The sequence below is a fragment of the Halorubrum salinum genome (genome assembly GCF_024494575.1).
Taxonomy (GTDB): Archaea; Halobacteriota; Halobacteria; order Halobacteriales; family Haloferacaceae; genus Halorubrum; species Halorubrum salinum.
Genome location: NZ_JANHDO010000002.1, coordinates 72,189 through 98,323, shown reverse-complemented (window position 1 = coordinate 98,323; position 26,135 = coordinate 72,189). Strand labels below are relative to the sequence as shown.

At 67.3% G+C, this 26,135-nt stretch carries 24 protein-coding genes; 14 read left to right on the top strand and 10 right to left on the bottom strand.

Annotated features, from left to right (window positions below; genetic code table 11):
* Positions 1-129: 129 nt before the first annotated feature.
* Positions 130-426, top strand: a complete 297-nt coding sequence (locus tag NO930_RS06265) for a DUF7130 family rubredoxin-like protein (RefSeq protein ID WP_256402870.1) — start codon at positions 130-132, stop codon at positions 424-426.
* A 250-nt stretch (positions 427-676) separates the two neighbouring features.
* Here the strand turns inward: NO930_RS06265 and NO930_RS06260 are convergent, their stop codons facing one another.
* Positions 677-1,654, bottom strand: coding sequence for a bile acid:sodium symporter family protein (locus NO930_RS06260; protein WP_256402869.1), 978 nt, complete (start codon positions 1,652-1,654; stop codon positions 677-679).
* A gap of 259 nt (positions 1,655-1,913) precedes the next feature.
* On the opposite strand from NO930_RS06260, the gene NO930_RS14180 reads away from it, so the two are divergent.
* Positions 1,914-2,096, top strand: coding sequence for a DUF8144 family membrane protein (locus NO930_RS14180; RefSeq protein WP_486607752.1), 183 nt, complete (start codon positions 1,914-1,916; stop codon positions 2,094-2,096).
* 66 nt (positions 2,097-2,162) lie between these two features.
* Here the strand turns inward: NO930_RS14180 and NO930_RS06255 are convergent, their stop codons facing one another.
* From NO930_RS06255 to NO930_RS06240, 4 genes are all read right to left on the bottom strand, one after another.
* The gene (locus tag NO930_RS06255; protein ID WP_137784047.1) at positions 2,163-2,414 is read right to left on the bottom strand and encodes a preprotein translocase subunit TatA; all 252 of its coding nucleotides are present in this window, start codon (positions 2,412-2,414) and stop codon (positions 2,163-2,165) included.
* Positions 2,415-2,480: 66 nt separating this feature from the next.
* Positions 2,481-3,809, bottom strand: coding sequence for a DNA repair protein NreA (nreA, locus tag NO930_RS06250; RefSeq protein ID WP_256402868.1), 1,329 nt, complete (start codon positions 3,807-3,809; stop codon positions 2,481-2,483).
* A gap of 85 nt (positions 3,810-3,894) precedes the next feature.
* Positions 3,895-4,887: a transcription initiation factor IIB gene (locus NO930_RS06245; protein ID WP_256402867.1), complete on the bottom strand. Its 993-nt coding sequence runs from the start codon at positions 4,885-4,887 to the stop codon at positions 3,895-3,897.
* Between the two features lie 175 nt (positions 4,888-5,062).
* Entirely contained in the window at positions 5,063-5,707 is a 645-nt protein-coding gene (locus NO930_RS06240) for a bifunctional 4-hydroxy-2-oxoglutarate aldolase/2-dehydro-3-deoxy-phosphogluconate aldolase (RefSeq protein ID WP_256402866.1), read from the bottom strand.
* A 249-nt stretch (positions 5,708-5,956) separates the two neighbouring features.
* On the opposite strand from NO930_RS06240, the gene NO930_RS06235 reads away from it, so the two are divergent.
* From NO930_RS06235 to rpsJ, 5 genes are all read left to right on the top strand, one after another.
* Positions 5,957-8,146 carry an elongation factor EF-2 gene (locus tag NO930_RS06235; RefSeq protein WP_256402865.1) on the top strand — a complete coding sequence of 730 codons (2,190 nt, stop codon included), beginning with the start codon at positions 5,957-5,959 and terminating at the stop codon, positions 8,144-8,146.
* Positions 8,147-8,345: 199 nt separating this feature from the next.
* Positions 8,346-8,927, top strand: a complete 582-nt coding sequence (locus NO930_RS06230) for an amino acid-binding protein (RefSeq protein WP_137783909.1) — start codon at positions 8,346-8,348, stop codon at positions 8,925-8,927.
* Complete coding sequence (locus NO930_RS06225) at positions 8,924-9,910, top strand: homoserine dehydrogenase (RefSeq protein ID WP_256402864.1); 987 nt, start codon at positions 8,924-8,926, stop codon at positions 9,908-9,910. The genes NO930_RS06230 and NO930_RS06225 overlap by 4 nt, the downstream gene beginning before the upstream one ends.
* Positions 9,911-10,113: 203 nt before the next feature.
* Positions 10,114-11,379: a translation elongation factor EF-1 subunit alpha gene (gene tuf, locus NO930_RS06220; RefSeq protein ID WP_256402863.1), complete on the top strand. Its 1,266-nt coding sequence runs from the start codon at positions 10,114-10,116 to the stop codon at positions 11,377-11,379.
* 3 nt (positions 11,380-11,382) lie between these two features.
* Positions 11,383-11,691, top strand: coding sequence for a 30S ribosomal protein S10 (gene rpsJ / locus NO930_RS06215; protein ID WP_004048854.1), 309 nt, complete (start codon positions 11,383-11,385; stop codon positions 11,689-11,691).
* A 92-nt stretch (positions 11,692-11,783) separates the two neighbouring features.
* Here the strand turns inward: rpsJ and NO930_RS06210 are convergent, their stop codons facing one another.
* On the bottom strand, positions 11,784-12,344 hold the full coding sequence (locus tag NO930_RS06210; RefSeq protein ID WP_256402862.1) for a rhomboid family intramembrane serine protease: 561 nt from the start codon (positions 12,342-12,344) through the stop codon (positions 11,784-11,786).
* Between the two features lie 45 nt (positions 12,345-12,389).
* A complete protein-coding gene (locus NO930_RS06205) occupies positions 12,390-12,674 on the bottom strand; it encodes a DUF7967 family protein (RefSeq protein WP_137784533.1) in 285 nt (94 codons plus the stop codon).
* Between the two features lie 112 nt (positions 12,675-12,786).
* Between NO930_RS06205 and NO930_RS06200 the strand changes: the two genes are divergently transcribed.
* The 5 genes from NO930_RS06200 to NO930_RS06180 all read left to right on the top strand — a co-directional run bounded on the left by NO930_RS06200 (position 12,787) and on the right by NO930_RS06180 (position 20,007).
* A complete protein-coding gene (locus NO930_RS06200; RefSeq protein WP_256402861.1) occupies positions 12,787-13,905 on the top strand; it encodes a lysylphosphatidylglycerol synthase transmembrane domain-containing protein in 1,119 nt (372 codons plus the stop codon).
* A gap of 22 nt (positions 13,906-13,927) precedes the next feature.
* Complete coding sequence (locus NO930_RS06195; RefSeq protein WP_256402860.1) at positions 13,928-15,109, top strand: alpha-1 4-glucan-protein synthase; 1,182 nt, start codon at positions 13,928-13,930, stop codon at positions 15,107-15,109.
* Positions 15,110-15,148: 39 nt separating this feature from the next.
* Entirely contained in the window at positions 15,149-16,318 is a 1,170-nt protein-coding gene (locus NO930_RS06190; RefSeq protein WP_256402859.1) for an extracellular solute-binding protein, read from the top strand.
* Positions 16,319-16,341: 23 nt separating this feature from the next.
* Positions 16,342-18,663, top strand: coding sequence for a DUF7846 domain-containing protein (locus NO930_RS06185; RefSeq protein WP_256402858.1), 2,322 nt, complete (start codon positions 16,342-16,344; stop codon positions 18,661-18,663).
* Positions 18,664-18,948: 285 nt separating this feature from the next.
* Positions 18,949-20,007 (top strand): hypothetical protein, encoded by a 1,059-nt coding sequence (locus NO930_RS06180; RefSeq protein ID WP_137783971.1) that lies wholly within the window; start codon positions 18,949-18,951, stop codon positions 20,005-20,007.
* A gap of 180 nt (positions 20,008-20,187) precedes the next feature.
* Here the strand turns inward: NO930_RS06180 and NO930_RS06175 are convergent, their stop codons facing one another.
* From NO930_RS06175 to NO930_RS06165, 3 genes are all read right to left on the bottom strand, one after another.
* Positions 20,188-20,841, bottom strand: coding sequence for a dolichyl-phosphate hexose transferase (locus NO930_RS06175; protein ID WP_241997008.1), 654 nt, complete (start codon positions 20,839-20,841; stop codon positions 20,188-20,190).
* A gap of 257 nt (positions 20,842-21,098) precedes the next feature.
* On the bottom strand, positions 21,099-22,739 hold the full coding sequence (locus NO930_RS06170) for a GMC family oxidoreductase (RefSeq protein ID WP_256402857.1): 1,641 nt from the start codon (positions 22,737-22,739) through the stop codon (positions 21,099-21,101).
* The gene (locus NO930_RS06165) at positions 22,736-23,296 is read right to left on the bottom strand and encodes a gluconate 2-dehydrogenase subunit 3 family protein (RefSeq protein ID WP_137784438.1); all 561 of its coding nucleotides are present in this window, start codon (positions 23,294-23,296) and stop codon (positions 22,736-22,738) included. The genes NO930_RS06170 and NO930_RS06165 overlap by 4 nt, the downstream gene beginning before the upstream one ends.
* A gap of 116 nt (positions 23,297-23,412) precedes the next feature.
* Here NO930_RS06165 and NO930_RS06160 point away from each other — a divergent pair, with 116 nt between their 5' ends.
* Positions 23,413-25,023, top strand: coding sequence for an ABC transporter permease (locus NO930_RS06160; protein ID WP_256402856.1), 1,611 nt, complete (start codon positions 23,413-23,415; stop codon positions 25,021-25,023).
* A 155-nt stretch (positions 25,024-25,178) separates the two neighbouring features.
* Positions 25,179-26,114 carry an NAD-dependent epimerase/dehydratase family protein gene (locus NO930_RS06155; RefSeq protein WP_256402855.1) on the top strand — a complete coding sequence of 312 codons (936 nt, stop codon included), beginning with the start codon at positions 25,179-25,181 and terminating at the stop codon, positions 26,112-26,114.
* Positions 26,115-26,135 lie beyond the last annotated feature (21 nt).

Genomic DNA, 26,135 nt, shown 5'->3' with positions numbered 1-26,135 from the left:
GTTTTTGCCTCGTAACTCGGATAAACAATCGGCCGGGGTTTACAAATCATCACCGCGAATAGAGCTATCCACGCGCGATTCGTGGTATCTCCTCCCACACTTATGAGGGGTCGGGTCGTATAGCCGCGTATGGCCTCCGACGAACCCGTATTCGCCGACGTGAGCATCGGGCAGACGGTGTACGACGAGGCGGGCGAGGAGATCGGAAGCGTCCGCGGGGTCGACGACGACGGCTTCTACGTCTCCTCGACGTCGGGCACGGGCACGCTGACGCTCACCGACGCCCGCGACGTGTTCGGTACCGCCTACGTGATGTGGCGCTGCTGGGAGTGCGGCGAGATGGGCGAAATCGGCGACCAGCTCCCCGCGAACTGCCCGAACTGCGATGCGCCGCGCGAGGAGCTGTACTACTGGGCCGAAGACTGAACGACCGGTGCGGAGACCGCGCCGCCATCCCAGTCGATTATACTGGCTCTGTTGAAACCCTATTATCTTGACATATTATCGACTGAAACAGACGGTTGCTCATAGGTGCGAACTGATTTGATTGTTGACACTCTCAATAGAAGCGTACACACAGTATGAATCGCAGTACTGTCTTCAGACAAGAAGGTAGCGGCGAGGTGGTCTACGTTATTTGAAAATATCTGGGTGTCTGCTCACTCGCCAGCAGCGATCAATCAGCCGTTACGGGACCGCTAGCGGTCCGGTCGTCGCTCCACGTAAAGTAGCTCGCGAGCGCGGGACCGCTGACGTTGTGCCAGACACTGAACAGCGCGGGAATGAGCGCGGCTGCCGGGTCAAACAGGGACGTGGCGAGCGCCACCGCGAGACCACTGTTCTGGAGGCCGACCTCGAACGTGGTCGTCCGGACGCGGTCCGTGGACATGCCGAACGCGCGGCCGACGCCGTAGCCTGCACCGAGGCCGACGCCGTTGTGGAGGACGACTGCCGCCAGCACGAGCGCACCCGCAGTGAGGATGTTGTCGACGTTCGCACCGACGACCCCCGCAACGATGGCGACGATGGCGGCGACGCTGATCACGGGGAAGACGTCGACGCCGACCTCCGCGGCCTTCGGCGAGTAGCGGTCGAGAACGTACCGAATCCCGAACCCGAGCACGACCGGGATGATGACGATCTGGACGATGCTGGTGAACATCTGCATGAACGTCACGTCGATGCTCTCTCCGAGGATGAACAGCGTCCACGCGGGCATCACGATGGGTGCTGCAAGCGTCGTCACCGTGGTGATGGCAACGGAAAGTGCGACGTCACCGCGGCCGAGGTACGTCATCACGTTCGACGCCGTGCCGCCGGGCGCCGCGCCGACGAGGATGAGCCCGACGCCGATTGCGTCCGGCAGGTCGAAGAGGAGGTAGAGTGCGTACGCCGCCAGCGGCATCACGAGCCACTGCGTGACCGCGCCGATACCGACATCACCGGGGCGCTCGACGAGCCGTTGGAAGTCCTCGGGCTGGAGTGTCAATCCCATCCCGAGCATGATGATTCCAAGCAGGGGGTTGACGTAGTCCAGCACCGGGACAAACGAGGTCGGATAAACGAGCGCGAGGCCCGCAGCCGCGATCACCCAGACGACGAAGTACTTGCTCGCGACCTGTGCCGCCCGCGAAATTCCACCACTGACGCTCATACGAATATCGCGCTGGTCCGCGGATAGAAAGCTTCGCCTACTGGCAGAATTATGGGATATCTCTTCACCCCTATGCAACCATCGACTTCCTCACCCAGCCTGAAAAATTACTATCGACGCTGATCTGCATAGCCGGGTTTGTCGAAAGCCTTGGTCGCTGATAGTTCGTTGAGACCGTGCTGCATACAGGGAATATTCCGATCACCACAATTATTATTTGACACTTCTCTGTAAGCGGTGTGTAATTGAACAGAGCGCAGTGGATTTCATTGAAGGGTGGCAAACAGGAGCGTTCTTAATTATTCTCTCCGTTGTTGTTGGCGCTTTCTCGGTGGTTGGACTTGGCTCCGTTCTGCCTTCATCACCTGTGATACTGAGCGTGTTCTTTGTTGGGACCATACCAGTTTTCGTCAGCCCATCGTTCATCACACAGGGTCGGTGAGCAGCCTTCAGCAACCGGCTGTTTCAGTCGATAATGTGTCTGAAGAAGAGGATTTCAACAGAGCCATTACACTCGATCGCCGTCGTCGCGCTCGTCCGGCCCGTCGTCAACCTGCTCGCGGAGCCGCTCGACCTCCGCCTCCAGCTCCGCGATACGGTCGGCGTCCGCCTCCTCGCCGCCGGAGCGCAGTTTGAGGATAAGTACCACGCCTGCGATGACGGCGACGGGAACGCCGAAGAGGAGGACGAAGATGATCAGGAGGATCAACAGCTCGGGACCGCCGGGGACGCCGCCGAACGCGGGGACCGTGAGGGCCATGGGGCCACTCACTCGGCGGCGCGACTAAAACGCTCGGGGGCGGGCGACGCCTCGCCGCGACCGCCTTCAGCCCGCGTCGACGAAGTCGCCGAGGTTCGCCTGCAGACCGGCCGCCATCGTCGACTTCCGCCGGAGGCGACCGAGCGAGACGGGGAGGTGTTCCGTGACACCGCGGACCGCCTCGCCGAACGTCTCCGCGGTCCCGGACTCGCCGTCGAAGGCGTTGCGGACGGCCTCGCGCACCTGCCAGACGCCGACGGGGCCCCAGTAGTCGTCTGAAACGTGCCGCAACACGAGCGCTTTGGCCTGTCGACCGCGTTCGTCGAGGTGCTCTGCGACGCCCAGTCGGGCCGCGTAGTAGGCACCGGCCGTCTCCTCGACGTAGCCCGTGCGGCCGTCGCGCCCCTCGCTCGCGGCCGCGAGGGAGACGCCCGCCGCGGGGTCGGGGTTCCAGATCGAGCCGGGCGATTTCATCTCGACGAGCTCGTACTCCCACCGGCCCGGCACCAAGATCACCCAGAACGCGTTGCCGAGGTACTCGTTGCGGTGGACCTCGATCCGGTCGACGGTCGGGTCGTCGCGGATCGATCCGCGGAGGTACTGCCCGACGGTGTCGTCGACGGCAGTGATAGACCAGCGCGTGGGGACGAGCCGGCGGTCCTCGCCGCGACCGAGCGCGCCCGCCGAGAGGATCGTGTTGATCTCGTACACGTCGAACCCCCGCCGGTAGAGGTACGTCATCGCCCCCTCGGCGCGCCAGTCGTCGTCTTCGAGCGTCTTCTTCACTGGCCGGGGGACGTGCGGGTTCTCGCCGAGTTCGGCAGAACGAGCGGCAGCGCGGGGGCCGGTCGGCGTTTTGACGTCTTCGGGGCCGACCTCGAAGTCGATCTCCGGCCGGCCGTCCAACCCGATCTCGACGTCGACCGGGCGGTCGGCGATGGCGACCTCGCGCTGGACGCCGAGCCACCCGTCCCACGCGTCGTGGACGGAGGTCGCGGAGGCGTCGCCGGCGCTCGATCCGACTCCGACGCCGCTCGCACCGGCGCTCTCGACGTCGACGCCGCGGGCCGAGTTGAGGAGGCTCGTCCGCCGGTCGAACACGTCTGCGATGGAGACGCCCTCGTCGTACCACGCCGCGGAGGTGCGGAACCGGTCCGCGGCGTCCTCGCGGCCGACGGGAGAGAGCAGTCCGGTCGAGACGTTCGGGTAGTTCGACCGGCCGACGAAGATGGAGGGAGAGACGCTGCCGACCACCGCGTCGTCGGAGACGTGCTGCTCGAAGCGCCGCTCGAAGGAGTCGAGGTGATCGAGGATTCCGTAGTCCTTCTCGGCGGCGAGGCGCCGGCGCTCCGCGCGCTCGTTCGCCTCGAACTCGATGAACTCGTCGAGCCGCATTCTGATCGCGGTTGGGGTCGCGGGCGCTTGAACGTTTCCGGCGGGAGTGAAAACGGAGACGGGAACGGACGCGAAAACGGCGGCGCTAGCTGTGGATGCCCATCGCTTCGATCTGCTCTTGATACCGGTTGCGGATGGTGACCTCCGTCACCTGTGCGACGTCCGCGACCTCGCGTTGGGTCTTCTTCTCGTTACACAGGAGCGACGCGGCGTAGATCGCCGCGGCCGCGTACCCGGTGGGCGACTTGCCGGAGAGTAACCCCTGCTCTGCGGTGGTCTCGATGATCTCGTTGGCCTTCGATTGGACCTCCTCTGAGAGTTCCAGCTCCGAGGAGAACCGGGGGACGTACTTCTTCGGGTCGACCGGACGCATCTCCAAGCCGAGCTCCTGTGAGATGTACCGATACGTCCGGCCTATCTCCTTCCGGTCGACGCGGGAGACGTCGGAGATCTCTTCGAGCGAGCGGGGAATGCCCTCCTTGCGGCAGGCGGCGTAGAGGGCGGCGGTGGAGACGCCTTCGATAGAGCGGCCGCGGATGAGGTCCTCGTTCAGCGCGCGGCGGTAGATCACCGAGGCGACCTCGCGTACCGAGCGCGGCACGCCGAGCGCCGAGGCCATCCGGTCGATCTCCGAGAGCGCGAACTGGAGGTTGCGCTCGCCCGCGTCCTTCGTCCGGATCCGCTCTTGCCACTTGCGCAGCCGGTGCATCTGCGACCGCTTCTTCGAGGAGATGGAGCGGCCGTACGCGTCCTTGTCCTTCCAGTCTATCGTCGTCGTCAGCCCCTTGTCGTGCATCGTCTTCGTCGTCGGGGCTCCGACGCGCGACTTCTCCTGCCGTTCCGAGTGGTTGAACGCCCGCCACTCCGGGCCGGGATCTATCTGTTCTTCTTCGACGATGAGTCCGGTCTCCTCGTGTATCAGTTCGCCGTCGGCCGTCCGAGTGAGGTCCTCGGGATCGAAGTCTTCGGGGTCAAGATCTTCGGGGTCCACCTCTTCTGGGTCGGTCTCGCTCTCCTCGACGTCCTCGTCCCGCACGCGCTGCCGGTCGTGATCCCGTTGCCGGGTGGGCCGTGTCATCGCATTTATATAGTATCCCGACGGATTGACTTAAACGTTCGTGAGGATCCGGCGGTTCCTCGTTCGCGAAACAGCGGATCGAACACACGTGGGCAGGGAGTCGCGTCGAGGTCGGCGGTGCCGCCGGCCTGTGCCATCGTCTGCCGTCAGTATCGGTCCCTACCGCCGTCTACCGTCAGTCGTCGGTCCGCGCCGCCTCGACGACCTGCGTGAACTCGCGGGCCGTCTCCGTGATCGTCTCGTACTCTCCCCGAGCGGCCGCGTCGTAGTCCACGAGCGCTCCGCCAGCGCCGACGGCGAACGCGCCGGCGTCGATGTAGTCGGCGGCGTTGTCGGGACCGACCCCACCGGTCGGCATCATGGGAATCTGCCCGAGGGGGCCCTTCATCGCGCCGATGTGGTCCGGGCCGACCGTCTTCGCCGGGAACACCTTCACGAAGTCCGCGCCGGCCTCGTAGCCGCGGATCGCCTCCGTTGGCGTCATCACGCCGGGCGCGCTCACGGCTCCGTAGCGGTTGCATGTCTCGATCACGTCCTCGTGGAGGCTCGGCGAGACGACGAACTCCGCGCCGGCCAAAAGCGTCGTCCGCGCGGTCTCGCTGTCGAGGACCGTGCCGGTGCCGACGACGACCTCGTCGTCGAACGAACCGGTGACTTCTCCGATCTTCTCGGCCACGTCCGGCGTATCGGCCGTGACCTCGATAGCGGAGACGCCGCCGTCGTGAAGCGCCGCCGCGATCTCGATGAGCTGGTCGGCCGGCACGCCGCGTAACACCGCGACGACGCCGCTGTCGACGATCCGCGAGAGCGTCTCGTTCATGTTCGTCCGTTTCCGAGTAAACACTTAAACCCGCGTGACACCGTCGCGGTTCGCCGACCGGGGGTGCGCGAGCCGCGTACGGCAGCCACACGGGTCGGCGGCGGGGTGTGGTACGTGGCCGCGTACCGATCGTGTGACCTACCGGCACGCGAAAAGCCGCGGATCGGCGTCGATCCGGGCCGATCCACCTCGAAGCGGCCGGAGCGAAACACTACCCTTTTGACCCTGCTGTCGGTACCAACCGGTATAATGGGCCGACGCAAGAAGATCGTTCAAGAGTGCGAGCGGCTGATGGACAATCCGGAGCACATCCGGAACATCGCCATCGCCGCCCACGTCGACCACGGCAAGACGACGCTGTCCGACAACCTGCTCGCGGGTGCCGGCATGATCTCGCAGGACACCGCCGGCGAGCAGCTCGCGATGGACACGAAAGAGGACGAACAGGAGCGGGGGATCACCATCGACGCGGCGAACGTCTCGATGACCCACGAGTACGAGGACACCAACCACCTCATCAACCTCATCGACACCCCGGGCCACGTGGACTTCGGGGGCGACGTCACCCGCGCGATGCGCGCGGTCGACGGCGCCTTAGTGGTCGTCGACGCCGTCGAGGGCGCGATGCCCCAGACGGAGACGGTGCTCAGACAGGCGCTCCGCGAGGGCGTGAAACCGACGCTTTTCATCAACAAGGTCGACCGCCTCATCTCCGAACTGCAGGAGGGGCCACAGGAGATGCAAGAGCGGCTCATGTCCGTCATCGCCGACGTCAACGAGCTCATCCGCGGAATGGCCGAGAACATGGACGACATCCCCGAGGACTGGACCGTCTCCGTCGAGGACGGCACGGTCGGCTTCGGCTCCGCACTCTACAAGTGGGGCGTCTCGATGCCGTCGATGCAGCGGACCGGCATGGACTTCGGCGACATCATGGAGCTCGAACAGAACGACAAGCGCGACGAGCTCCACGAGCGCACGCCGCTGTCGGACGTCGTGCTCGACATGGTCTGTGAGCACTTCCCGAACCCCGTGGACGCCCAGCCGCGTCGTGTCCCGCGCATCTGGCGCGGCGACCCCGACTCCGAGCTGGCCGAGGGGATGCAGCTGGTCGACGAGGACGGCGACGTGGTCTTCATGGTCACCGACATCTCGATGGACCCGCACGCGGGCGAGATCGCGACGGGCCGCGTCTTCTCAGGCACGTTAGAGAAGGGACAGGAGCTGTACGTCTCCGGCACCGCGGGCAAGAACCGCATCCAGAGCGTCGGCCTGTTCATGGGGTCGGAACGCGAGGAAGTGGAGCACGTCCCCGCCGGCAACATTGCGTCGGTCACCGGACTCCGTGACGCCATCGCCGGCTCGACGGTCTCCTCCGTCGAGATGACGCCGTTCGAGTCGATCGAGCACATCTCCGAGCCGGTCATCACGAAGTCCGTCGAGGCCCAGAACATGGACGACCTGCCGAAGCTCATCGAGACGCTCCAGCAGGTCGCAAAGGAGGATCCGACGATCCAGATCGAGATCAACGAGGACACGGGCGAGCACCTCATCAGCGGACAGGGCGAGCTCCACCTCGAAGTGATCACCCAGCGGATCCGCGACAACCAGGGCATTCCGGTCATCACCGGCGAACCGATCGTCGTCTACCGCGAGCAGCCCCAGGAGGCCTCGCGCGAGGTCGAAGGGCAGTCGCCGAACCGCCACAACAAGTTCTACATCACCGTCGAGCCGATGGCCCAGGATATCGTCGACGCCATCCAGCTCGGCGAGGTCTCGATGGACATGCCCGAGCTGGAGCGCCGCGAGGCGCTACAGGAGGCCGGCATGGACAAGGACACCTCCCAGAACGTCGAGGACATCCACCGGACGAACATCCTCATCGACGACACGAAGGGTATCCAGCACCTCAACGAGACGATGGAGCTCGTCTTGGAGGGGCTTCAGGAGGCGCTCGACGACGGGCCGCTCGCCGCCGAGCCGGTACAGGGGTCGCTGTTCCGTCTCCACGACGCGAAGCTCCACGAGGACACGATCCACCGCGGTCCCGCACAGGTCATCCCCGCGGTCCGCGACGCGGTTCACCGCGCGCTGATCGACGGCGAGGTCCGGCTGCTTGAGCCGATCCAGGACGTCCGGATCGACGTGCCCAGCGAACACATGGGTGCCGCCTCCGGCGAGATCCAGGGCCGCCGCGGCCGCGTCGACGACATGTACCAGGAGGGCGACCTGATGGTCGTCGAGGGAATCGCGCCCGTCGAGGAGATGATCGGGTTCTCCTCCGACATCCGCTCTGCGACCGAGGGCCGCGCGTCGTGGAACACCGAGAACGCGGGCTTCCGCGTGCTCGTCGACAACCTCCAGCGCGAGAAGATCATGGAGATCCGCGAGCGCAAGGGAATGAAGCTCGAACTGCCCAGCTCGATCGACTACATCTGACTCGGCCGCGCGGTTCGGTTTCGTTTTTCGTTCTTGTGCACCGTCTCTGACCGGTTCGACGGGTGACTCGTAGCAGACGCCGCGGTGAGGCAACGTCTGCCAGCGCCGAAGGCTTATACCGAATCGTCCGGCTCCGTTGGAGTATGCAGACCGGTACGACTCCCGCTCGCTGCACCGCTCCCGTGACGGGGGTGGTCGCGTGAGCGATCGCCGCGACGGAGAGCCAGAGGACGGAGCACCCGAGGTCGACGGCGGCCACGCCGCCACGACGCCGTCGACTCACACGGTCCGGCTCGAACTCGCCGACGAGCCGGGGCAGCTCCTCGCCGCGCTCCACCCGATCGCGGACAACGGCGGCAACCTCCTCTCGATTTACCACGAACGGGGGAACAAGACGCCCCGCGGACGGATCCCGGTCGAGGTCGATTTCGAGGCGACACAGGATCGCTTCGAGGAGATCGTCGAGGCGCTCCGCAGCGAAGGCGTGAACGTGATGCAGGCGGGGACGGAGCGGTACGCGGAAGAGGTGACGCTGCTCTTGTTCGGTCACCTCATCGACACCGACCTGTCGGACACCCTCTCGCAGATAGAGGGCTGCGAGTCGGCCTCGGTGGCCGACGTGTCGCTCGCGGCTCCGCAGGGGACCGAAGAATCGTCGAGCGCCCGGCTCCGCGTCGAGGCTCGCGCGGGAGAGACGGAGACGGCGCTCGCCGCGGTGCGAGACGTGGCCGGAGCGAAGGGACTGCGAGTGGTCGAGCCGCTCGTGGGGGTGGAGGCGTGAGGCTCGCCGTCGTCGGCGCGGGCGCTGTCGGACGCTCCGTCGTCGAGTTGGCGGGCGAGTACGGCCACGAGGTCGTCGCCGTCGCGGACTCGTCGAGCGCCGTCGTCGCGGACGGGACGGGCGATCGGGTGGCGGGCGTCGACGCCGACGCCGTGGTGGCCCGCAAGGCCGAGCGGGGGATCGTCGGCGACGGAGACCCGGCGGACGTGCTCGCGGCGGAGTACGACGCGCTGGTAGAGGCGACGCCGACGACGCTCGGCGACGCCGAACCCGGGTTCTCGCACGCCCGCGAAGCGCTGGAGCGGGACCGCCACGTCGTGCTCGCGAACAAGGGGCCGGTCGCGGAGCGGTTCGGCGACCTCCGAGCGGCCGAAGCCGACAGCGCGGGCGAGGTGCGCTTCGAGGCCACCGTCGGCGGCGCGATCCCGGCGGTGTCGACCGTCGAGGACATCGAGCCGGGCCACGTCACCGCCGTCCGGGGCGTGCTCAACGGGACCGCGAACTTCATCCTCACGCGCATGGCCGCGGAGGGGCTCGACTACGAGCACGTGCTGGCGGAGGCACAGGACCTGGGCGTCGCCGAGGCGGACCCCGCCTTCGACGTGGACGGCACCGACGCGGCGCTCAAGTGCGTCATCCTCGCGAACGTGCTCTCGTTCGGCGCGGCCGACGACCCCGCCGACGCCCGCGAGTTCACCCTCGACGACGCCGACGTCGAAGGCATCCGCGACGTGCCCGGCTCGGCGCTCCGGCTCGCGGCCGAGGACGGGCAGACGGTGCGGCTGATCGGGGAGGCGACCGGCGGCTCGGTCCGCGTCGCGCCGCGGCTCGTCCCGGAGAACGGCACGCTCGCGGTCTCGGGAACGCAGAACATCGTGCAGATCGAGACGAGCCACGCCGGGCGGCTCAACATCTCCGGGCGGGGTGCCGGCGGCCCCGAAACGGCCAGCGCCGTGCTCGGCGACGTCGGACGGCTGGAGTAGCGCCCGCGTCAGAGCGAGCCCTACGCCCGCAGATCGAGCCGTCGCGGTCCGGACCGATGGGGCGGCGCGTGCGACGCGCTGCCGTGCCCCGCGTTGTCGAGAATCGCCCGACGGCAGCGAGATGGTCTGTGGTACGTATCGAAACCGTTTTAGTGGAATCTACCGAAACCTACTCACAGAGCGCCTTAGCGCGTGATTACCCCATGAGTGACAAACCGCACCAGAACTTGGCCATTATCGGCCACGTCGACCACGGCAAGAGTACGCTCGTGGGTCGCCTCCTCTTCGAGACGGGGAGCGTCCCCGAGCACGTAATCGAGCAGCACCGCGAGGAAGCCGAAGAGAAGGGCAAAGGCGGCTTCGAGTTCGCCTACGTGATGGACAACCTCGCCGAGGAGCGCGAGCGTGGCGTCACGATCGACATCGCCCACCAGGAGTTCGACACGGATTCCTACTACTTCACCATCGTCGACTGCCCGGGCCACCGTGACTTCGTGAAGAACATGATCACGGGTGCCTCGCAGGCCGACAACGCGGTCCTCGTCGTCGCGGCAGACGACGGTGTCGCGCCCCAGACCCGCGAGCACGTGTTCCTGGCCCGCACGCTCGGGATCAACGAGCTCATCATCGGCGTCAACAAGATGGACCTGGTCGACTACCAGGAGTCCTCGTACAACGAGGTCATCGAGGAGGTCAAGAACCTGCTCAATCAGGTCCGCTTCGCGACCGACGACACGACGTTCGTGCCGATCTCGGCGTTCGAGGGCGACAACATCGCCGAGGAGTCCGAGAACACGCCGTGGTACGACGGCCCCACCCTGCTGGAGTCGCTCAACGACCTGCCGGAGTCCGAGCCGCCGACGGACGCGCCGCTCCGACTTCCCATCCAGGACGTCTACACCATCTCCGGTATCGGGACCGTCCCCGTGGGACGCGTCGAGACCGGGATCCTCAACACCGGCGACAACGTCTCCTTCCAGCCGTCCGACGTGGGCGGCGAGGTGAAGACGGTCGAGATGCACCACGAGGAAGTGCCCAAGGCCGAGCCCGGTGACAACGTCGGGTTCAACGTCCGCGGCATCGGCAAGGACGACATCCGTCGCGGCGACGTCTGTGGCCCCGCCGACGACCCGCCGAGCGTCGCCGAGACGTTCAAGGCACAGGTCGTCGTCATGCAGCACCCGTCGGTCATCACGGCCGGCTACACCCCGGTCTTCCACGCCCACACGGCGCAGGTCGCCTGTACGATCGAGTCCATCGATCAGAAGATCGACCCCTCGTCCGGTGAGGTCGCCGAGGAGAACCCGGACTTCATCAAGTCCGGCGACGCCGCGGTCGTCACCGTGCGCCCGCAAAAGCCGCTCAGCATCGAGCCGTCCGGCGAGATTCCGGAACTCGGCAGCTTCGCCATCCGCGACATGGGTCAGACCATCGCGGCCGGCAAGGTGCTCGAAGTTAACGAGCGATAATCGATGCAGCAGGCACGCGTCCGCCTCGCCGGCACGAGCCCCGAGGACCTCGACGACATCTGCGACGACGTCCGCGAGATCGCGGACTCGACGGGGGTCGCCCTGTCGGGCCCGATCCCGCTGCCGACGAAGACGCTCGAGATCCCGTCGCGTAAGTCCCCGGACGGTGAGGGGACGGCGACGTGGGAGCACTGGGAGATGCGCGTCCACAAGCGTCTGATCGACATCGACGCAGACGAGCGCGCGCTCCGCCAGCTCATGCGCGTCCAAGTGCCCAACGACGTCAGCATCGAGATCGTTCTCGAAGACTAAGCGCTAGGGCGTCCGTTTCGCTCTCTTCGTTTTCTTCACACCCGATAGCGACGCTGCCGTCGAGTCGGTTCGTCTCGTTCGGCGACCCGCGATCACTGCGCGTCGAGGAGTCCGATCCGTCCGGCGACGAGCCCGCAGAACGCGCCGGCGGCGTGTGCGATGAGCGCGACGCCGGGTGCGGCGGTCATCGCGGTGAGCGCGAGCGCGGCGAGACCGAACAGCGCGAGCTGTGCGCGAACTGAGAGCCGGAGCCGGTCGAAAAGCGTCGCGCTGGCGACGTTGCCCGCGAGGAGGTAGCCGCCGAGCGCGAACACCGCGCCGCTCAGTCCCAGCACTGCCGGCGAGGGACCGAGCAGGCCGCCGAGCGTCACCTGCGCGGTCCCGGCGATGGCTCCGGTCGTCACGACGAAGGCGTGAAACCGGAGCCGCGTCGTTCGGCGCTCGACGAGCGGGCCGACGATGAGCAGCGCGACCGCGTTGGCGATCAGATGGCCGACGGAGGCGTGCGCGTACACGCCGGTGACGAGCGTCCACGGCGCGACCGACAGCGGCGTCGACAGCGCGAGTGCGCCGACGACCCCGACGGCTCTGAGCGCGAACTGCGCGAGACCGACGAGAACCGCGACCGCGAGGGTTTCGAGCGTCGCGCGCATTGGGGGGTCGTTCGAGCCGGACGGGCTTAAACGCGGCCGCGACGGTCAGATCACGTCGTCCGGATCGTGGGAGCGGGCCATTCGATCGGCCTCGGCCGCGTACCGTTCGCGATCGGCCGGGTCGTCAACGCGCCCGACGTTATCGGGGTCGGGCGTGACGGCTGCCGTCGTGTCGCGCACGTCCGAAAAGGAGGTGAGCGCACGCTCCTTGCGGAAGTATCGCTCGCCGTCTTCGGTGGCGTAGGTGAGGATCACCATGTTCTGTTCGTCGTCGGAGTACGTCCGCTCGACGAGCCACATGCGGCGGGAGTCGGCGTTAGACACGGTCATGTATAGTATTTCGAAGAGTGTGAACAAATAAGTTGCCGACGAAGTCGGGTGAGCGGGCGGAGAGCCGGAGAACCGCCAGCGTTATATGTTTTAGGTCGCCCTAAACAGTCGTATGACGAGCCGGTCCGACTCCGCCCGACTCCGGGATCGCTTCACACGCGGGCGTCTCACGCTCGTGGGAACGGCGCTCGTGCTCGCCGTCGGCGGATGGTTCGTGACGCGGTACGTCGACGTGGACGCGATCGTCGCGACCGCGGCGGCCGCTGACCCGGCGCTTCTCGCCGTCGCGGTCGTCGCCTACGCGCTCTCGTGGCCTATCCGGGGGCGGCGGTACGGCGACGTGCTCGCGGCAATGAGCACTCGGCTCCGGACCGGCTTTCTCACCGCGGCCGTGTTCGCGAGTCAGACCGCGAACCTGATCGTCCCGGCGCGGGCCGGCGACGGGGTCCGCGCGTACCTGCTGAAGCGCAAGCGCGACGTCCCGTACCCCACCGGCGTCGCCTCGTTGGCGGTGGAGCGCGCCTTCGACCTCGTGGCGATCGCGACGCTCGGTGCGCTCGCGCTCGGCGCGCTCGCCGCGGGAGATCGATCGGTCGACACGACGGGTGGGGTGACGCCGCTCGCCGCCGCCGCCGGACTCGCCGCCGTCGCCGTCGCGCTCGGGGTCGCGACGGTCGCGTTCGCCCGGAGCGACCGACGCGTCGGCCCCGCGCTTCGCGATCGGGCCGCCGAGACGCGACTCGCCCGGCCGGTCGACGCCGCGGTTCGGTTCGGTGCCGCGGTTCGGGTCGTCGCCGCCCAACCGCGCCGTCTCGCGGCCGTGTTCGGGTGGAGCCTCCTCGTCTGGGGGGTCGACGTCGCGACCGCCGTCCTCGTGTTGGCCGCGCTGCTCGGCGGGTTCGACGGCGGCGTCGTCGCGCTCCCGGTCTTACTCGCCGTCTGCACGCTCGCGGTCAGCGCGGGCAACCTCGCGAAGGTGTTACCGCTCTCACAGGGCGGAGTCGGGCTGTACGAGGCCGCGTTCACCGGGCTGGTCGTCGGTACGACCGCGATCCCGGTCGAGACGGCGATCGCGGCCGCCGTCCTCGATCACGCGCTGAAAAACGCCGTCACGCTCGCCGGCGGCGCCGCGGCGGCCGTCGGACTCAACGTCTCGCCGACCCGTTCCGCCGACGAGGCACCCCCGAGCGCGGGCGCGACCGACGAGCACGCCGAATCAGCAGATTTTTAGGTTCACCTAAAAAATGGCGTGTATGGACGAACGCCGCCCACGACGTGACGAGTCCGACATCTGCGTCATCGTGCCGACGATCCGCGAGTACGAGTGCCTCCGCGCGTACGTCGCGAACGCCCGCGAGTACGGGTTCGATGTCTCGCGTCTGCACTTCGTGTTGGTCACCGAGGACTTCTGTGACGTCGGGGAGATGCGGGCGATGCTCGACGACCTGAACGTCTCGGGAGAGGTGTTCGACGGGACCGGACGCGAGGAGTGGTACGAGGACAACGACGTCGCGGAGTACGGGCACGTCGTGCCGGCCGCGAGCCACGCCGAGACGAGCTTCGGACTCCTCTACATGTGGGCGAACCCGTCGTTCGAGTACGGGATCTTCATCGACGACGACACGCTCCCGCACGACGACGCGGACTACTTCGGCCGCCACATGGAGAACCTCGCGTTCGGTGGCGAGATCGAGCGCGTCAGCTCGGACGAGAGCTGGGTGAACGTCCTCTATCAGAACGCCGACGAGCACGGCCTCTACCCGCGCGGGTATCCGTACTCGGCGATGGACGAGACGGTCGAGACCGACTCGGTCGAGGTCGACTCCGGCGAGGTCGTCGCCTCGCAGGGGCTGTGGACGAACGTCCCCGACCTCGACGCGGTCCGGATCCTGATGGACGGCGACTTAGAGGGGCAGGCGCAGACCCGGACGACCGCCGACGACTTCGGCGAGGACTTCGTCGCCGCCCGCGGCAACTACCTCACCGTCTGCTCGATGAACCTCGCGTTCCGCCGCGAGGTTATCCCCGCGTTCTACCAGCTCCCGATGGACGACAACGAGTGGGACGTCGGGCGGTTCGACGACATCTGGTCGGGCCTCTTCCTGAAGCGCGCCGCCGACGAGCTCGGGGTGCGCATCTACAACGGCGGACCGCTGTGCGAGCACAACAAGGCCGCGCGCTCGACGTTCGACGACCTCGCGAACGAGGTGGCGGGGTTAGAGCTGAACGAGCACGTCTGGGAGGTGCTCGACGACGTGGGTGACGACGCGGATACCTTCGAGGCGGTGTTCGCGGAGATGGCCGACGCGCTCGCTGAGGGCGACTTCTCCGAGTGGAACAACGGCGCGTTCCTCAACTACTGTGGCGAACACATGCGCGACTGGCTCGACTGCCTCGACGCGCTCTCCCGGACGCGGGCGCTCGCGGACGACTGAACCGACACGACTAAGTTTATTTAGGTTAGCCTAAAACACATGACGAGACACGAATCCGATGGACGGAACGGACGCAACGTTCGACGACGGCGGTTCCTCGCGGCGGCCGGCGCGGTCGGAACCGTCGGGATAGCCGGCTGTACGGGCGGCGGAGACGGCGGCGACGGCGAGGACGGTAGCGACGGCGGCGACGGCGGCGACGCGGAGTCGTCGATCGGCCAGATCGGCTCGGGCCGCGAGGGTCGGGGGGCACCCGGCGGGACGCCGATGGCGGAGATGCCGGCGCTGGAGGGCGAGCTCACCGTCTACTCCGGGCGGGGCGAGTTCCTCGTCGGCGAGCTCGTCAGCTACATCGACGACCTCTACGACGACTTAGATCTGACCGTTCGGTACGCCGGATCCACCGACCACGTGAACGCGATCGTCAACGAGGGCGAGGGGTCGCCGGCCGACGTCTTCTACTCGGTCAACGCCGGGGCGCTCGGCGCGCTCGCCGACGCCGGGCGCACGCAGGCGCTCCCGGACGACGTGGCCGAGAAGGTCCGTTCGGAGTTCCGCACCGAGCAGTGGGTGGGCACCTCCGGCCGAGCCCGGACGGTCCCGTACAACACCGACGAGTTCGACGAGAGCGACCTGCCCGACGACATCATGGCGTACCCGGAGGAGTTCCCGGGCGACCTCGGCTGGGCCCCCTCGTACGGCTCCTGTCAGGCGTTCGTGACCGCGATGCGGCTGCTCGAAGGCGAGGAGGCAACCCGCGAGTGGCTCGAAGCGATGGTCGAGTCCGGTGCGACGGCGTACCCGGACGAGTTCCGCACCTGTCAGGAGATCGCGGACGGGGCGATCGACGCGGCGTTCACGAACCACTACTACATCCAGCGCGTCCTCGACGGGAACCCGAACGCGCCGATCGCTACCGCGTTCACCGAGGGGGACGCGGGCGCGATGTTCAACGTCGCCGGTGCCGCGGTCGTCGACACCGCGAGCGACGCCGACCTCGCCGCCAACTTCGTCCGCCACCTGCTGTCGGCGGAGGCGCAGGACTACTTCGCGCGCTCGACGTTCGAATACCCGCTCATCCCCGAGGTGGAGCCCATCGGCGACCTCCCGACGATCGACGAACTCGACGTGCCTGACATCGACTTAGCGGAACTGTCGAACCTCGAACCGACGATCGACCTCATGCGCGACGCCGGCATCCAGATCTGAGGCCGCACCACCGCTCACCGTTCGTGTCACTTCTCTCACCGTCCGTCCACCCCCGCCGGGTCGCGAGCCGCCTCCGAGAGCGGCTCGCTCGCGCCGATCGGGTGACGCTCGCCGCGGCCGTGGTCTCTCTCGCTGCCGGCCTCCTGACGTTCGCGGTCGCCGCCACGGTCTTCTCACACCACTCCGCGAACCACGACGAGGGGGTCTACCTCGCGCAGGCCGCGCTGCTTCTGGGCGGACAACTGGAGTTCCACGCCGGCCCGCTGGCGGACGCCGTCCACCCGTGGTTCTTCATCGAGGACGGCGGCCGGCTCTACCCGAAGTACAACCCGGTCCCGGCGGCGCTTTTCTCCGTCTCGATGGGGCTGTTCGGCGAGCCGCGCGTGACGCTGGCGGCGGTCGCCGCCGGCAACGCCGCCCTGGTGTACCTGCTCGGATCGCTCGCTGTCGGTCGGCGGGCGGGCCTCGCCGCCGCCGTCCTCTTCGCGGCCTCGCCGATGGCGATCGCGACGAGCGCGGCGTTCCTCCCGTACGCGCCGACGACGCTCTTCAACCTGATCTTCGCGGTGGCGTACCTCCGGAGCGTCCGGGACGACTCGCTCCGAGACGCCGGGATCGCGGGGATCGCGGTCGGGATCGCCTTCTTCTCGCGGCCGTACACCGCGGTGTTGTTCGCCTCGCCGTTCATCCTGCATGCGCTGTGGCGGGTGGGATCGGGGCTCAAGGGCTTCTCCGCCGACTCCGCGGCGTCGACGCCGCGCGCACTCGCGGCCGCCGGCCTCCGGGGGCTCCCCGGTCCGGTCCGTCGCCACGGGCTCACGGCGCTTTTCGGCACCTTGTTCGTCGGCGTCACGCTCGCGTACAACGTCCGGATGACCGGTTCCCCCCTCGTCTTCCCCTATCAGGAGTTCGCGCCGATGGACGGCCCCGGGTTCGGCGAGCGCCGCATCCTCGGCCACTCGGTCGAGTACACCCCGGCGCTGGCGCTGGAGTCGAACCGATACGCCGTACAGGAGATCGCGACTCGGTGGCTCGCCGGCGGACCGCTCGGGACCGCGCTGGCCGCGCTCGGCGGCGCGGTCGTGGTCTGGAGCTGGCGCGCGAGCGGGGACCCCGGCGGTATCAGCGCGGCCGACCACTCGTCGCTCGCCGGCGACGCGCCCGGAACGCCCGGGTTCCGGCGGACTGCAGGGGTTCTCCTCGCCGGCGTCGGGGTCTCGGTCGTCGTCGGTAACCTGTTCTTCTGGGGCACGCACAACGCGCTGGCCGACCTCGCGGACCCGACCGACGGGCTCGCGTCGCTTTTCGGCCCGTTCTACCACTTCGATCTCCTCGTGCCGCTGTCGATATTCGGCGGGGTCGGCGTCGTCGCCGGGTGGCGGGCGCTCCGCCTCGTACGCGATCGGCTCGCGAATCGCGGGGTCTCTCCCGCGGTCACCCGCGTCGCGCTCGCGGTCGCCGTCGCGGGCGCAGTCGTCGTCGCGGGGGTCGCCGCCGTGGACGCGGCCTCGGAGCCGATAGAGCGGAACGCGGAGATCGACGCGAAACACGAGGCGGCGTACGCGCCCTTCGACGAGGCCGAGTTCGAGGACGGGCTGGTGTTCGTGCCGACGCCGTACGGCGAGTGGCAGAACCACCCGTTCCAGTACCTTCGGAACGGACCCGGGCTCGACGGCGACGTGGTGTACGCGCTCGACCGGGATCCGGTGGAGAACTTCGCGGTGCTCGACGCCTATCCGGAGCGGACGCTGTACCGCTACGGCTACCACGGCGTCTGGACCGCGGACCCCGACGCCCACGTCACGCCGAAGCTGGAGCCGCTCGACCGGCGGTCCGGAGACCGGGTCGACGCCGAGACGACGGTGGGCGTTCCTGAGCGCGTCGCCCGAGCGCAGGTGCGGGTCGACCCGCGACGGGGGGGCGCCGGCGGCCCGGACCGAGCCACCTACACCGTGGCCGACCCGAACGGCTCGCTCGCGGTCGACTGGGCGGTGACGCCGGAGGGGGTGCGGCTGTCCGGGGCGGGAGGTGCGACGGCAGACACGGCCGACGGCTCGGCCGAGCCGGTCCCCTTCGATCCCGAGGGCGACGTGGTCGCCGTGACGGTGACGCTCGTCGACCCCGCGGGCGCGACGTATACCTACCGACAGGAGGTGACGGTGCGGGTGACGGAGGGCGGCGAAGCGGGCGTCGGCGACGAGCGCGTCGAGGTCGTCTGGCCGCCCGAACGCTCGACCTGTCGGCTCGTCACGGAGTGCGGCAACGAGGGGACGTACCTCCCAGACGAGCCGCAGACCCACTCCGAGTGGGTCGTCTTCGAGACGGCCGCCGAGGCGAGCGACTAGCATGCTGATGACTCGGGTGCCGCCGTTGTCGGGCTGACGACTTCAACCACCATCTGATCGATGCGACGCCGTTGGCTGTATCGGAACCACGGCTAAAGCCCCGACTCTGGAGTCCCATCCGACCGCGACCGCTCCTCACGCCTCCCCAGCTCGCGGTTCGTGGTTTCACCGCTCTCCGTCCCTAGGAGGCGCACCGATTGCAGGCTCTCGATCATGCTGCAGGGATTTTCCCTGAAAGCATCAGTATGTGAAATTTTTTACTGGATAGGTAGTGACGTGGCTTGTATGGCCAGTTCAGATAGGGCGGATTACTCGTTAATCGGGGACGTTCTGTACTGGTTGGGTTATGACCGACTTGAAGACAGGTTTTCGTTTATGCCACACCCAGTGATTTTCTACGGTTTGGTGGTTGTCTTTGCTGGGGTTGTCGCTGTTCAGGGTTCGAGAATGTTGATGGGTTACAAGATAGTTTATTTTACTAATCCGTCAGCACTCATAAATCCCTCATTGAGTTTAGTCACACCTTTCGTGATCGTTTATCTTCATAGGCGTTACCGGCAGGTTTTGGAGCATATCGATGTAGAGTCTCGTACTTCTAAGCCTGAGGCCTTCGACAACTTGGCCCCTAAATGGCTTCAACTTGGGCTATACTCAGCCTTCTTAATAAACGCAATCTATCAGTTCGGAATAAACCAAGGAATAAACAGGGTTCTCCAGACGGGCGGGATGCCTGAACTGTTCGGAGTATTTATACTTCTTCCCTTGGGTCACGGCGTAATCATCTCCGAATTCCTAGCGACCTATGCCGGAATACTTCTGTTCTTCCCACACAAAATCAGAAAAACCGATTTTAAGATCAATTTCCTCGATCCTGAAGGACTAGGCGGTTTAAGGCCTGTAGGAGAGCTGATGAAATCTGCCTACTATTTCTTAATGCTTGGACTGATTGCCTCCGCAATAGCACTGTATGGTCCGAGTATCGTTAGCGGTGTGTCGAGTATTCAGTACGGTATCGGATTCGTACAGCAATTGTTGTTTACTCTTGCCTGGTTGCTGGCTATCGGTTTGGTGGGTTACGGGTTAGCTCAGATTCACTGGTTTATGAAGAGAGAGAAGAGAAAGGAGCTGACCAAACTGGATAGAAAAGCCCGTAAAATGGTCGATAAACCGTTTGAAATACAAAATTTAGAAATAACTGACGAAGAAAAATATGATGAACTTAGGATGAGAATGAACTACATAAACAACACTAGAGAATACCCGACCACCTTCACAATGTGGGCACAGCTCTCGATAGGAGTAATACTTCCAAAAGCGATTCAAATGCTTCTCTCAACGGTCTAAATATTCAGCACGGCTCCAAGAACGTATCACCATTTGAGGATTTCAACGGAGCCGATTATTTATAAATAGACGATCGCTGTCGCTCTCGGTCGTAGAAAACGTCGCCGGCGGCGGTCCACTGTGCCCACAGTGTACGTCCGGACCGCCGTCCGGCGACCGAGTCGGGGGGGCGAAGCGCCCCTAGAACCGCCGGAGCTGCTCTTCGAGACAGACGGTGACGATCGACTTCGCGATGGCCGCGCCGCCGCCGATCGGGTCGAGCTTCGTCTCGCCGAGACGCTCGGCGTAGGCGATCGGTCGCTCGCGCACGTCGTGGCCGCGCATCAGCGGGCGAATGAGAAGCTCGGCGGAGAGCCCGGTGTTCTCCGTCCAGCCGATCTCCTCGATTATCTCGCGGCGGTACGCCCGCATCCCGGTGGTCGTGTCGTGGACGCGCTCGCCCATGAGCAGGCTCGCGACCCCCGCGAACGCGTGGTTTCCGAGACGGTTGAACGCCGGCATCGCCTTCGCGCCGTGGTAGAGCCGGTCGCCGCTCACCACGTCCGCGCCGTCGTTGATCTCGGCGAGGAACTCGGGGAGCGCCTCCATCGGGTAGGTGTCGTCGCAGTCGGTCGTGACGACCACGGGGCGGTCCGGCGTCAAGATCGCCTCGCGGACCGCGACGCCGTACCCCTGCGGCTCCTGCTCGATGACGCGCGCGCCGTGCTCGCGGGCGATCTCCGGCGTCCGGTCGGAAGAGCCGTCGACGCAGACGACCTCCGCGCGTCCGTCCGTGACCTCGTCGATGTCGGAGAGGACCGTCCCGATGGCCTCCTCCTCGTTGTACGTCCCCATCACGACGCTCAGGTCGTCGAAGGTGTAGGCGTCGGCCGCGTCGTCGTCGCGGGCCGCGTTCTCGCCGGCGGCCGCATCGTCGTGCCGGTCGGTCGCCCCGTCCACGGTGATGTCGTCGCTCGCCTCGTCGTCGGTCGATTCCGCGTCCACGGCGCTCGCGGCCCCGTTCGTCGAGTGCACTGAGTCGCTCATTACCCGCACCTCACGTCGCACCCACTTGAATTTTTAGGTTTGCCTAAAGTAGGTGCGACAGCGCGTCACGTAGTAGAGAGTCGCGCGTCGACGTCGTCGGCGACGCGGAGCGCGAGCGCGGCGATGGTGAGCGTGGGGTTCATCGCGCCGCTGGTGGGGAACACGGAACTCGAAGCGATCCAGCAGTTCTCTAGGTCGTGGGTCCGGCAGTCGGGGTCGACGACGCCCCGCTCGGGGTCGGCGCTCATCCGGGTCGTCCCCATGTGGTGGTAAGCGGGGCCGGTCGCGTCGGGGCCGGCGACCCACTCCACGTCCGCGCCGAGTTCCTCTAAGATCTCGACTTGGATCTCGTTCGCGCGCTCGATGGTGTCGAGCGCGCGGTCGCCCACGCTCCACTCGATCTGCGGGACCGGGCTGCCGTGGTCGTCGGTGCGGTCGTCGGCGAGGGTGATCCGGCTGTCGGCGTCGGGGAGCTGCTCGACGAGCCCGCCCATCGCGACGTGGTTCCCGTACCCGTCTCGCAGCCGTTCCAGGAGCGGGTCGCCCCAGTCCTCTCCCGACAGCGCCATCTCGACCGGGGAGGGGCCGGCGTAGTTGAAGAACTCCAGCTTGAACGGGGCGCGCGTCTCGTCGGCCTCGTCGTAGAACTGGTCGCAGGCGCTCGTGTAGAAGCCGACGTGGTTCTGGCGGGTGGGTTCATCGAGCGTGCCGCCCGCGCCCGCGAAGAGGTGGTCCATGAAGAACTCGCCGACGTGGCCGCTCCCGTTCGCGAGCCCGTCGGGATAGCGGTCCGAGGCGGACAGCAGGAGGAGGCGCGGCGTCTCCACGCCGCCGGCGGCGACGACGAACGCGTCGGCCGTCTGTCTGTGCTCCTCGCCCTCGGGCGTCGCGTAGACGGCGGCGGTCACGCGGTCGTCGGCGTCGTGCTCCAGCGACTGCACGCTCGCGCGGTCGATGACCGTTGCACCCCGTTCTTCGGCGCGCTCGACGTGGACGGTCGCGTCGTACTTCGCGCCGCTCGGGCAGACCGGCTGGCAGGTGCCGTAGCCGACGCAGGGCGACCGATCGTCGTACGGCTCGGAGTTGCGCGCGTTCGGCACGGAGTGCATGTCGATCCCCAGCGCCTCGCAGGCCTCGGCGAAAAGCGAGTCGCTGTAGGAGGGTTCGAACGCCGGCATCGGGTGGGGTTCCTCGCGGGGCGGCGCGTAGGGGTTGTCCGACGCGCCCGCGACGCCCAGTTCCCGCTCGGCCTCCGCGTAGTAGGGCCGCAGGTCCGCGTAGTCGATCGGCCAGTCCGGCCCCACCCCCCGCTCGGTCCCGGAGTTGAAGTCGTCCTCGTGGAGGCGCATCACCATCCCCTGCCAGTGGAGCGTCGACCCGCCGACGCCCTTCACGCGGGCGTGGTTCAGCGGGTAGAGCCGGTCGCCGGCGTTCTCGTGGGCGTCGCGTTCGCCGCCGACGTCCCACACGTCCGGGCGATCGTAGAACGGGCGGATCGCCCGCTCCTGTCTCGCGAGCCGGTCCGCGGGGTCGAACCGCGGCCCCGCGTCCAGCACCACGACCTCGTGATCGGAAGCCAGCCTGTCGGCGACGAGCGCGCCCGCCGGTCCCGCGCCGACGACGCAGACGTCCGCGTCCGGGACGGGGGTGCGGTCGACCGCCTCGGCGTCAGCGTGCTCGTCTCCGAGGCTCTCCGCGCCGCTCACGGCGGCCCCCGGGTGTAGCTTTCGGCACCGCCCGCGTACCCCTGCGGGTTCTCGATGCCGACCAGTTCGCCGCCCGTCGGCGAGGAGTACAGCGCCAAGAGCAGTTCGTTGACGACGTAGTACCGGACGCGCTCGGCCGTCGTTCCGTGCGGGTCCTCCTCGGCCGTGTCCACGCCGAGTTCGTGGAGCACCGCCTCCCGGTCCGACGCGGGGAGGTCGGCTATCGAGGCGTCGTACCACGACCGCGCCGCCGACTCGGCGTCGGCGACCGCCGCCCGGATCCCCTCACCGTGTGCCGATCCGTCGAGGCGACCGTCGAGGAAGCCGTCGACGAACGCGTCGACCCCCGACACCGCCTCGGGGTAGACGACGGCGGCGACCGCACGCATCGACTCGCGGACCGCCTCGTCCGGCAGGCCCTCGCCGGCCGCCTCGTCGCTCGGCGCACCGCGTTCGCCCGCTTCGCCGGTCCCCGGCCGACGGACGCCGAGCGCGACCCCGCCGGTCGCGCCGAGCGCGGCCAGCGCGGCCGCCGCGTCGCGTCGCGTCAGTTCCATGGAAGGTTTTAGGTTCCCCTAAACTAATATATCCGTCGGAGCGCGCTCGCGACGGGAATCGGAACTGCTAACGGCGGGCGCGCTCTCGCTCGAATCGAGCGATTCGTTCCCGGACAATGAGCTTGAGACACCGGATCCGCGACGTGTTGACCGACGGCGAGGGGCGGTTGCCCCTCGGGCTGACGCTGCTCTGTGCGGCGATCGCCGCGACGCTCGTCTTCCCCCTGGCGTGGCTCGTCATCGAGGCGACGACCGTCGAGCGCGGTCGGGCGCTGGACCTCCTCTTCAGCGTCGACACCGCGGACATCCTCCTCAACAGCCTGCTGTTGATGGGCGGCGTCACGGCCGCCTCGATCGCGATCGGCGTGCCGCTCGCGTACCTCACCGTCCGGACAGACCTGCCGTTTCGGCGGTTCTGGTCCGTCGCGGCCGCCCTCCCGCTCGTCGTGCCGAGCTACGTCGGTGCCTTCTCGTTCGCCTCCGCGTTCGGGCGACGCGGCGAGTTCCACGACGTGCTCGCGCCGCTCGGGGTCGAGCGAGTCCCGGAGATACACGGTCTTTCCGGGTCGATCCTCGTCATCACGCTGTACACGTACCCGTACGTCTACCTGACGACCCGCGCCGCGCTGCTGTCGTTCGACACGACCCTCCTGGAGGCGGCGCGGACGTTGAACCACGGACGGCTCGCGGCGTTCCGGCGCGTGACGCTTCCGACGATCCGTCCCGCGGTCGCAGCGGGCTCCCTGCTCGCGGCGCTGTACGCCGTCTCCGACTTCGGCACCCCCTCCATCATGCGGCTCCCGGTGTTCACCCAGCAGATCTACGTCGAGTACAGGTCCTTCGGCAGCGACTACGCCGCGCTGCTCTCCATGCAACTTCTCGTCGTCGTGCTCGTCGTACTCGCGCTGGAGTGGGCGGTCCGGTCCGAGCGGGCGGGCGGCGGCGACGACGCGGGACAGACGACGAACCGGGTGTCGCTCGGGCGGCTGCGCTGGCCGGCGACGCTTCTTCCGGCCGCCGTGTCCGGATTCGCGCTGCTCGTGCCGCTGTGGATCCTCGGGCTCTGGCTGGTCCGCTCGGAGGCCGGCCGGCGGCCGTCGATGGCGTTCGAGCCGGTGCAGGTGCTGAACTCGGTGTCGGTCTCCGCGGCCGCAGCGCTCGCCGCGGCGCTCGCCGCGATCCCCATCGCGTACTTCGCCGCGAACCACGAGTCGCCGCTCGCGACGATCTTCGAGCGAGCGACGTACGTCGGGTTCGCGGTCCCCGGGATCGTGTTGGCGCTCGCGCTCGTCTACTTCGGATCGGGGTACCTGCCGTGGATCTACCAGACGCTTCCGCTCCTCGTGTTCGCGTACGTCGTCCGCTTCCTGCCGCAGGCGGTCGGGTCGAGCCGGACCGCGATCCTGCAGGTCGACCAACGGCTCGTCGAGGCCGGGCGCACCCTCGGCGAGTCGCCGAGCGGGGCGTTCAAGCGCGTGACGCTCCCGCTCACGCGCTCGGGGATCGTCGCCGGTGCCGCGCTCGTGTTCCTCACGACGATGAAGGAGCTGCCCGTCACCCTCGTCCTCCGCCCCACCGGGTTCGAGACGATCGTGACCCAGATCTGGCGGGCGCAGGCGACCGCGCTGTATCAGTACGCGGTCGTCCCCACGCTCATCCTGCTCGTCATCTCCGGCCTCTCGATGATCGTCATCCTCACGCAGGAGGGCGGTAAAGAGGGGCTGTGAGGGGTCGGAAAGCGATCTCCCACGCGGTGGCGCGCCTCCGGGCGGGCCGTCGGCCCGCGATGAGCCCGCGAGGTCGCCGGCGCGTAGCGCCGGCTGCCAGAGAATCCCCGTTCCGATTCCACACGTACTTATTCGACACCGCCGCACGGACGCCTATGGACCTGGCCGACTCGAACGTGCTCGTCACGGGCGGCGCGGGGCTCGTCGGGAGCCACCTCGCCGCCAGCCTTCTCGACCGCGGCGCGACCGTCCGCGTCGCCGACGACCTCTCGAAGGGCACCCGCGACCGGGTGCCAGACGGGGCCGACTTCGTCGAGGCCGACATGACCGACGCGGACGACGTCGCCGAGGCGGTCACCGCAGACCTCGACGTCGTCTTCCACTTCGCCGCGTACACGGACACGAACTACGACGACGACCGCGCCCTCTTCGAGGAGAACTCCGAGATGACCTACAACGTCTTGGATCGGATGCGCGAGGTCGGCGTCGACCGGCTCGCGTTCACCTCCTCGTCGACCGTCTACGGCGAGGCACCGCGGCCGACGCCCGAAGACTACGGCCCGCTCGAACCCATCTCCATCTACGGCTCCTCGAAGCTCGCCGACGAGGCGCTCATCTCCACGCACGCGCACTCCTACGGGATCCGGTCGTGGGTGTTCCGCTTCGCGAACATCGTCGGCCCGCGCCAGCGCGGCAACGTGGTCCCCGACTTCATCGAGAAGTTGGACGCGGACCCCACCGAACTGGAGATCCTCGGCGATGGCCGCCAGGAGAAGTCGTACATGCACGTCACGGAGTGCGTCGACGCGATGGAGTTCGTCGTCGAGCACGCCGACGACGACCTCAACATCTACAATCTCGGGACGCGGACCACGACCTCGGTCACGGACATCGCCGACATCGTCAGCGACGAACTCGGCGTCGACCCCGAGTACGGCTACACCGGCGGCGACCGCGGCTGGACCGGGGACGTGCCGAAGATGCGCCTCTCGATCGAGAAGCTGGCCGCCCTCGGCTGGGAGCCGTCCGTCGAGAGCGACGCCGCCGTCCGTCGGAGCGCGCGAGAGCTGATCGACGAAATCGTCGGGTGAGAAGACGCAGACGGCCGGCTT

Coding starts and splice junctions, on each gene's coding strand:
- NO930_RS06265 (WP_256402870.1), top strand. CDS start 130: ATGGCCTCCGACGAACCCGTATTCGCCGACGTGAGCATCGGGCAGACG.
- NO930_RS06260 (WP_256402869.1), bottom strand. CDS start 1,654: ATGAGCGTCAGTGGTGGAATTTCGCGGGCGGCACAGGTCGCGAGCAAG.
- NO930_RS06255 (WP_137784047.1), bottom strand. CDS start 2,414: ATGGCCCTCACGGTCCCCGCGTTCGGCGGCGTCCCCGGCGGTCCCGAG.
- nreA (WP_256402868.1), bottom strand. CDS start 3,809: ATGCGGCTCGACGAGTTCATCGAGTTCGAGGCGAACGAGCGCGCGGAG.
- NO930_RS06245 (WP_256402867.1), bottom strand. CDS start 4,887: ATGACACGGCCCACCCGGCAACGGGATCACGACCGGCAGCGCGTGCGG.
- NO930_RS06240 (WP_256402866.1), bottom strand. CDS start 5,707: ATGAACGAGACGCTCTCGCGGATCGTCGACAGCGGCGTCGTCGCGGTG.
- NO930_RS06235 (WP_256402865.1), top strand. CDS start 5,957: ATGGGCCGACGCAAGAAGATCGTTCAAGAGTGCGAGCGGCTGATGGAC.
- tuf (WP_256402863.1), top strand. CDS start 10,114: ATGAGTGACAAACCGCACCAGAACTTGGCCATTATCGGCCACGTCGAC.
- rpsJ (WP_004048854.1), top strand. CDS start 11,383: ATGCAGCAGGCACGCGTCCGCCTCGCCGGCACGAGCCCCGAGGACCTC.
- NO930_RS06210 (WP_256402862.1), bottom strand. CDS start 12,344: ATGCGCGCGACGCTCGAAACCCTCGCGGTCGCGGTTCTCGTCGGTCTC.
- NO930_RS06205 (WP_137784533.1), bottom strand. CDS start 12,674: ATGACCGTGTCTAACGCCGACTCCCGCCGCATGTGGCTCGTCGAGCGG.
- NO930_RS06200 (WP_256402861.1), top strand. CDS start 12,787: ATGACGAGCCGGTCCGACTCCGCCCGACTCCGGGATCGCTTCACACGC.
- NO930_RS06195 (WP_256402860.1), top strand. CDS start 13,928: ATGGACGAACGCCGCCCACGACGTGACGAGTCCGACATCTGCGTCATC.
- NO930_RS06190 (WP_256402859.1), top strand. CDS start 15,149: ATGACGAGACACGAATCCGATGGACGGAACGGACGCAACGTTCGACGA.
- NO930_RS06180 (WP_137783971.1), top strand. CDS start 18,949: ATGGCCAGTTCAGATAGGGCGGATTACTCGTTAATCGGGGACGTTCTG.
- NO930_RS06175 (WP_241997008.1), bottom strand. CDS start 20,841: ATGGGGACGTACAACGAGGAGGAGGCCATCGGGACGGTCCTCTCCGAC.
- NO930_RS06165 (WP_137784438.1), bottom strand. CDS start 23,296: ATGGAACTGACGCGACGCGACGCGGCGGCCGCGCTGGCCGCGCTCGGC.
- NO930_RS06160 (WP_256402856.1), top strand. CDS start 23,413: ATGAGCTTGAGACACCGGATCCGCGACGTGTTGACCGACGGCGAGGGG.
- NO930_RS06155 (WP_256402855.1), top strand. CDS start 25,179: ATGGACCTGGCCGACTCGAACGTGCTCGTCACGGGCGGCGCGGGGCTC.